The sequence below is a fragment of the uncultured Gimesia sp. genome (genome assembly GCF_937910335.1).
GTDB lineage: Bacteria > Planctomycetota > Planctomycetia > Planctomycetales > Planctomycetaceae > Gimesia.
The window spans coordinates 1-6,285 of the sequence record NZ_CALEMX010000381.1 but is presented as its reverse complement, the minus strand read 5'-3'; the positions used below and the strand labels follow the sequence as shown (position 1 = coordinate 6,285).

6 protein-coding genes and 2 tRNA genes are annotated in these 6,285 nt (G+C 45.5%); 5 read left to right on the top strand and 3 right to left on the bottom strand.

What is annotated here, in order from left to right; genetic code table 11:
* The 3 genes from Q0668_RS15175 to Q0668_RS15165 all read right to left on the bottom strand — a co-directional run.
* The coding region (locus tag Q0668_RS15175; protein WP_298866156.1) for a hypothetical protein at window positions 1–185 on the bottom strand (185 nt) is incomplete at its 3' end.
* Between the two features lie 330 nt (window positions 186–515).
* Entirely contained in the window at window positions 516–1,862 is a 1,347-nt protein-coding gene (locus tag Q0668_RS15170) for a right-handed parallel beta-helix repeat-containing protein (protein ID WP_298866154.1), read from the bottom strand.
* Between the two features lie 82 nt (window positions 1,863–1,944).
* The gene (locus Q0668_RS15165) at window positions 1,945–3,291 is read right to left on the bottom strand and encodes a hypothetical protein (RefSeq protein WP_298866152.1); all 1,347 of its coding nucleotides are present in this window, start codon (window positions 3,289–3,291) and stop codon (window positions 1,945–1,947) included.
* 255 nt (window positions 3,292–3,546) lie between these two features.
* Here Q0668_RS15165 and Q0668_RS15160 point away from each other — a divergent pair, with 255 nt between their 5' ends.
* The 5 genes from Q0668_RS15160 to Q0668_RS15140 all read left to right on the top strand — a co-directional run bounded on the left by Q0668_RS15160 (window position 3,547) and on the right by Q0668_RS15140 (window position 6,162).
* On the top strand, window positions 3,547–4,041 hold the full coding sequence (locus Q0668_RS15160) for an RNA polymerase sigma factor (RefSeq protein ID WP_298866150.1): 495 nt from the start codon (window positions 3,547–3,549) through the stop codon (window positions 4,039–4,041).
* Window positions 4,038–4,712, top strand: coding sequence for a hypothetical protein (locus Q0668_RS15155; protein WP_298866149.1), 675 nt, complete (start codon window positions 4,038–4,040; stop codon window positions 4,710–4,712). Before Q0668_RS15160 ends, Q0668_RS15155 begins: the two co-directional genes overlap by 4 nt.
* Before the next feature lie 40 nt (window positions 4,713–4,752).
* Window positions 4,753–5,499: a creatininase family protein gene (locus tag Q0668_RS15150; RefSeq protein WP_298866147.1), complete on the top strand. Its 747-nt coding sequence runs from the start codon at window positions 4,753–4,755 to the stop codon at window positions 5,497–5,499.
* Between the two features lie 435 nt (window positions 5,500–5,934).
* Window positions 5,935–6,007: transfer RNA gene (locus Q0668_RS15145), tRNA-Glu, on the top strand.
* Window positions 6,008–6,090: 83 nt separating this feature from the next.
* Window positions 6,091–6,162 (top strand) — tRNA-Lys (locus Q0668_RS15140).
* Window positions 6,163–6,285: the final 123 nt, after the last annotated feature.

Below are 6,285 nucleotides of genomic sequence, written 5' to 3'. Positions count from 1 at the left end.
TGCTTTCCATTGAGCACATTTTTGGATGCTTGATCGCGCGTCTCTTTGAGACGCTCTATTGCGGGCGGATATACTTTTCCCAGATCGTGCCAATAGCTGAGTGCAAAAGAGAGACGAACGCCGATCATGGCTGGCTGTAGTTTGGTCGCGTTTTTATGAAACCAGATATGTTTTGCAAGCGCCATTTCGTAACGTTTGGCTAGTGCGTCGCTCTGTGCTTCGTTCAGAATGGTTTGCGGATCAGGGTTTTCTGGGGGTGTCCAATCCTCGGCATGTGCTGAGACTGGTATCAGAAATAAAAATATGAGTACGAATTTCGTCAGTCATATTCCTTGCGAGGAGCAGGCCAGGGGATGATTCGACATTACTGTCCATTTGGTCTTGCTTATCATAACCCAGGTTTTCATGAATGATAGAAAGGATGAGCATGAAAATGGGAAATTGACTTTGAATGCTGGTCCGGCAACTTGACTCAAGAGCAGGAAATGAATCCTCGCGTTTTACTGAACGATTTTCTATGGCTCATCTTCCGACTGCCAGGCACCCAGGTCAATTTTATTATGGCGTTGGTTTCCGCCAAAGTCCTGATCAACTTCTTTAGCTTTGATTCCTGCGTTGCGGGCGGGTGAGTTTTTGCGAAGTTTGCAGCCTTTTGCTTTATTGCTGCCACCGTTGATAAAGAGTGGATCTGTGTAAATATCGCTTGTACCCTTTACCGCTTGATGAGGCGCACCTCCATACCAGAGGTTATTGCGGAATTTGATTTGGTCAGTGGACCCTTGAACGTCAGTTATTTTCGCTCCTTCAACTTGATGGAAAATGTTGTTGATGATCCGTGAGTCCTGATGGCCTTTGTCGGCGTTGATGGAGAGCAGGGGACCTGTTGAGCCGTAGGCTGTGTTGTTCGCGAATAGGGTTTGACGCAAGCCACCTCCTCGTTGGTAACTACCATAATAAAAGGCAACGTAATTATTGATGAGGATATTATTGGTAATGACATTATGAGACGACGGATTAGAGCGACCCGGGTAGTTTTCATTGGCGATCTGAATACCAGAAGCGGGATGATTGAATCGATAGAACTTTTTGTCGTGTGTGGAATACACGAGGTTTCTATTCACGCGCGTGTTTGTGGTGTTGTCCAGATACAGGTTCACAGAGAAGTTATCATGCACGGTATTGTCTTCAATCACACCGTGATCAGATAAATAGAGACCAATTCCTTCACCATAACAGCGTGAGACAATATTCTTTCTTATCGTTACATTTTTTGACAAGCCCGCACCCAGGCCGAAGGACCAGCTTGTGTGGGTTGTCTTATTGTTTGACTGCACACAATCCTTAATTGTGTTGCCTTCGACGAGGATATCTCTGACGGGATTGCTCAATTGATTAAAGCCGGCGTAAAAACCGCTAAGTTGACAATTATGGATCGAGTTGCCAATCACTTGAATGTCGTGAACGCGGCTGCCGGGGCCCCAGGCAGTGATTCCTGAAGCATTCGAATTTTGAATGGTCAGGCCCTGAATTCGTATATGATGCGAGAGTACGGCAATGAGGGATGCACCCGGAGGGGTATTCGATCCATCAATGACGACATTTTCATCTTTAAAGGCGCGAAGTGTGATGAATTGACCTTTCGCGCCTGCATTGACCAGATTTAATGTCCGTGACTGTGGGTAGATGCCTTCTCGCACGATGACATTATCACCTGGAAGACGAGCCGCGGCTAACGCACGTGCGATTGTTTGAAAGGGCTGAGATTGAGAACCAGTATCGCTATCGCTTCCGATTGTTGCAACATAATAATCTGTAGCTGATACTGCATTGGTGATTGTCAAGACAACGAGCAATGATATCAAACCACAACTCATTCTGATCTGTTTTGAAATTATTTTTTGATTTGCCATTGTTAATTTCGGTCTTGAAAAAATCAGGAACAGATTACTTTTTACCAGCCATCAACCATGCAATAACTTCGCTCATGAAGATTTCACTGTCTTTTCCCCAGTAGGTTGTTTTGGCCGGGTTCCGTGGGACGCCACTGAGGCGGATTCCCTCCTTTGTTCCCATGAATGCGGAGGCCATGCCTTCTGCCAAAACGACGATTTTACCACCGCCGTCAATTTGCTGGTAAGCGGCAAAGGTTTGTGCGGGATTTCCTTCCTGGTCTAATTGAAAGCCGAATGGTGTGCCTCCTTTGACTGCTCTGCCGCCACTGAAGGGTAATTCACGATCTGCTTTGTTGATTTTTCCTGCTTTTGCAATGGCACCACAGTTATGCAGATAATCAGTATCGTCTGTTAGTTCCATTCCAAATGGCGTGAGTAAATCGTTAACCCCCGTTTTTTTCAAAGGCATGCGTCGTTCTTCATCCATCATTAGCATCAGTGCGCCACCATTGCGAACGAAATCAATAATCGTTTTTTTCTCTGCGGGTGTGAAAGATTTCGCAGGGCCGCGGAGGTAGAGTAGTCGAATATTTTGAAGTGAGTCGGCGGTGATGGGTTTCGTCGAGGACTGAATCGAAAAGTTTTGATTCTGTCCCAGTTTCTCCAAAATCCCGGCAGGTTTTTCGCCATGTGTGAGGTCGTAATATAAGACTGGCCCCTTGGATGGTGCGCTGAGCTTGTTTTTAGAAGGAGACGCAACCGGTTTTATCATTCGCATTTTAGGATCGAGTCGATTGATAGTGATACTATGAAAAGTGACATCACAATTTGTATAGAGGCCGGCCTGATCTGTTTTCGGTAGTTTCCAGGCTGGAAACATCGAGAGTGATTTCGGATTGCCACTCCATTTCAGAAACGGACGGCCATCCAGTTGTGAGGAAATTGAGGCCACATTATTTTTGAGATCGACTTCGATGAGCAAGCGATAGGGGTGGTTGTTTTTTAATGTACCGGGTTTGACTGTTGTAAGATTATCACGGGCCAACTTCCCATCAATGAGGCCAATTCCGTGTGCTTCGCCTTTAAACGCTGACAAGTTAAACAGGCATTGACGCATGCCAACCGGCAGGATGACACCGATAGAGTCCTGTTTGGAATTTCGCGTGAATTCTACTGTCAATGCATAACTGCCAGATAGAATTCCGGGCAGCATCAGACGTGCGTTTTTTTCGGTTGTGTTCAGTTCTCCCTCTGTTTTCGTCCAGGTTCCCGAGACGGTTGCTGTTTTCAGATCCAGGGCTGGTATCAGGTTTCGATTACCTGTCTGCGCAGTCAGGAGGCTGGTTGATAGATTCGAATAACAAAATACAACGAGCAGCGTCAAAGCACGAGTTGACATGTAAAATCTCCGAGCGAAGATGGTATTGAAATACGGTGTATATAGTTAAACGTTGATTCTCTCAGTTTGATTGCATCAATCTTGAGAAAAATGGGATCCTTGTGAAAATCATCCATGACAAAAGGCTTTCTCGTTTGTAACCTGAATGGATTCGTTCGAGATCACCCGGAAACATCCCGGAAATATTACAAGCGATGTAAGAGCATTATTTGGCACGCGTGAGTATTCGTATGCCCCAAGTCAAGGAACTCAGGATTGAACCGATCTCTGAATCAACGTATTGATGATCGAGGGCTAATCAATTCGGGGTATCGTTATGCCTTGTCACTCGCGCATAATCGGCACGATGCCGAAGATCTGATTCAGCAGGCTTGTCTCCAGGTATTACGTCGTCAGGGGACACTGGTAGGTAAGAGCTACTTGTTTATGGCCGTTCGAAATCTGTTTTACGATGGTTTACGTAAACATCGTGAGATTTCAGAAGAACGAGTCGTGGAAAGTTCCATCGCTGATGAATCAACTTCGCATACTCGTGCTGTTGATCAAAAGATTGATCTTGCGGAAATGCTGAGTTGTCTGCGTCCTGAAGAACGCGAAGTATTATTCTTGAACTGTATGGAAGGTTACACCGCGGAGGAGATTGGCACATTGACCAATCAACCACGCGGGACTGTTTTAAGTCTGCTGTCCCGTTCCAAGAAACGGCTCAACACTCGTTACGATCCGAATCAGATGCTGAGGACAAAATGAATCAATCGTCATACGAATCAGAAATCCGAGAGCACTATGGAAGTTTTCATCTTGATGATGAGCTGGTTGATCAGATTCTTGATGCCGGACAGTTTGCAGCGTCGGCACGACGGTGGAAGCAGATTGCCATTGGCGCGTCGATAGGTTTGGCGGCGATGATTGTACTCACGATCGGTTTACTTTTAAATAGCTCATCGGAGAATCAGCCTGTTGCCAAATTTAAGAACTCACCTGAGAAAATAATCAACTCCGAACAAAATATGACTGGTGCCTTGATTGGGATGGACGACGATAGGAAAGATCAGAAAACAGTTAATGTGACAGATGAAAAGGGAGCGGGATCTTCGGAGACGTACCGTCTTGTTGCCTTTCGCAGCCATAGCAATGCATGTCCGCATTGTCGTGCGACGGGAATCGTTTATCATGAGCTGGAAGAGACTCTGGATGATACACCATTGGAGTTTGTCGAGTTTAACCTGGGCGATGCCGCCTCTCGCCAAAAAACGGACCAGGCAATCAATCAGCTACATCTTACTCCGTTGATAGATGGTCGCTCTGAAACCGCGTTCATAACATTGACAGGCTTAAACGGGAAACCGATTCAAGAATTCAAGCCCTCCATGGGCAGTGAAAAAATTGCCCAACAAGTTCGAAAGTTGATGCAGCGTTGAGACCCGTAGATCGACTTAAATCAAATTAGAATGGATCACAATGCAAATATTAAATGATCAGAATACCGCGTTTGAACTGGATGAACTGAAACCGAATCTGGCATTTCTTCCCATAGGTGCGACCGAACAGCATTCGCGTCACTTGCCGCTGGCGACTGATACGATATTGGCCGACGCACTCTCGTCAGAAATGTTATCAAAATTAGATTGGCCGGGGCATGTTTATCTCTTGCCTACATTGCCGATCTCTTCATCTGAAGAAAACACGGGATTTAAAGGAACGGTCAGTTTTACACCGCTCACGATGCGTGCCATCATTCGGGATATCTGGAATTCTCTGGAGTCCGAAGGTATTCAGCATTTAATCGTCTGTCCGTGGCATGGCGGTAATTTTATTCTGAAACCCATCATTCGAGAATTAAATTGCGAGAAACAGAAGTGCCAACTGTTTTATCTCAATCCGTGGGAATTAGTGCCGCAAGAAATTTACGATACCTTTGCACGTGGCTTTGAAGTCCATTGCGGCGATGTGGAAACTTCGTTGATGCTGGCACTGAATGCGGAGCATGTGCGTGACGAACGGATTGATAATCCGACTCCTCATTTTAAAGCACCTTTGCAGGATATGTGGTCGATGCATACGCTTTCATCGGGAGAAGGTCATGCGGGGCATCCCACACAGGCGACTGCCGCCAAGGGAGAAGTTTTTAAAAACGCAGTGATTGAACATTCCGCCGCGTATCTGAAAGAACTATTGGAATTGTCAAAGGTTTACAAGAAGTATTAAACCCTGACTGCCTTGAAATCTTTTGAAGAAAATTCAGTGGAAAACATAAAAAGATGAAATAAATGTGGCGGTTGATGCATCTGAATTCTGTAATCTTTCAAAAAAGCGCGAACCAATTCCGGAGTCTGGTCTCTATGTAGGCAGACTGTTATTTAACTCTGGAAATCAATCAACGGAATCATCTCATGTTTACAATTTTGTGGTCAATCGATCTGTATGGCTATCTGAATAGCGATTTGAATGTCGGTCTCCCGACAGAGAATCTGCTCGCAAAACCTTTGCGCTTGTGATGCCTGGTCGATTTTACACAGAATCAACCTCACCCGGTGTCGCAAGGCAGCGGGTTTTTTCGTGTCTTCATCACAATCATTAAATTCGTATCAAGGTTAAAACAGCATGTTGGTATGCATGGCGATCAAGGTACGTACTGAGTATGGCCCGTTGGACTTCTGGTGAGGTCATTGGTTTCTCAAGCCGAGGAGGTTGGGTTCGAATCCCGCACGGGTCACTTTTAGCACTGAATCATAATTTAAGGAACAGAAACAATGTCTCATAGTCAGCGTTATAAACGGAAGCACCCCTCTCCCATTTGGGGTCGTGGTGTAATGGTAGCATTACTGGCTTTTAACCAGGCAGGTGGGGGTTCAAGTCCCTCCGACCTCATTTCCGCAGATCGAGCGATTTCAGCATAAGTTGTAAGAATTGGTCTTCCGGAACGTTTACCAATCAAGCAATCAAGCAATCAAGCAATCAAGCAATCAAGCAATCAAGCAATCAAGCAATCAA

Coding starts and splice junctions, on each gene's coding strand:
- Q0668_RS15165 (WP_298866152.1), bottom strand. CDS start 3,291: ATGTCAACTCGTGCTTTGACGCTGCTCGTTGTATTTTGTTATTCGAAT.
- Q0668_RS15155 (WP_298866149.1), top strand. CDS start 4,038: ATGAATCAATCGTCATACGAATCAGAAATCCGAGAGCACTATGGAAGT.
- Q0668_RS15150 (WP_298866147.1), top strand. CDS start 4,753: ATGCAAATATTAAATGATCAGAATACCGCGTTTGAACTGGATGAACTG.